Annotated in this window: 1 protein-coding gene; it reads left to right on the top strand. The window is 67.1% G+C overall.

Going from position 1 to position 761, the window contains the following annotated elements; all coding sequences use genetic code 11:
• The coding region (locus BC360_RS26360) for an electron transfer flavoprotein subunit alpha/FixB family protein (protein ID WP_065797433.1) at positions 1 to 761 on the top strand (761 nt) is incomplete at both ends.

Genomic DNA, 761 nt, shown 5'->3' with positions numbered 1-761 from the left:
GCCGGTGCCGGTGCCAAGGCGGCGGCCGACCAGGCGTCAAAGCTTTCGGGTATTGCCAAGGTGCTGGTGGCCGAGGACGCCAGCCTTGCCAACAATCTGGCCGAGCCCTTAGCGGCGCTGATCGTGTCGCTGTCGGGCAATTACGACACCCTGCTTGCCGCCGCCACCTCGGTCGGCAAGAACGTCATGCCGCGGGTTGCAGCGCTGCTCGACGTCGCCCAGGTTTCGGAAATCACCGAGGTGGTCTCCGCCGATACTTATCTGCGCCCGATCTATGCCGGCAACGCCATCCAGACGGTGCAGACGACTGAGGCCAAGAAGGTCATCACCGTGCGCACCGCCGCGTTCGCCTCCGCCTCAGAGGGCGGCTCGGCCGCGGTCGAGACGATCGCGGCGGCCGCCAATCCGGGCCTGTCGAGCTTCGTGGCCGACGCGCTGTCGTCGTCGGACCGTCCGGAGCTGACCTCGGCGAAGATCATCATCTCCGGCGGCCGGGCGCTCGGCTCGTCGGAAAAATTCCAGGAGGTGATCCTGCCGGTTGCCGACAAGCTCGGGGCCGCCGTCGGGGCAAGCCGTGCGGCGGTCGATGCCGGTTACGCGCCGAACGACTGGCAGGTCGGCCAGACCGGCAAGGTGGTCGCTCCCGATCTCTACATCGCCTGCGGCATCTCCGGGGCGATCCAGCATCTGGCCGGCATGAAGGATTCGAAGGTCATCGTCGCCATCAACAAGGACGAGGAGGCGCCGATCTTCCAGGTCGC

It is taken from the genome of Ensifer sp. LC163, assembly GCF_001695855.1.
In the GTDB taxonomy this organism is placed as follows: domain Bacteria; phylum Pseudomonadota; class Alphaproteobacteria; order Rhizobiales; family Rhizobiaceae; genus Ensifer.
Note: the sequence above shows the minus strand (reverse complement) of the source record. Positions and strands in the feature narration are given on the sequence as shown.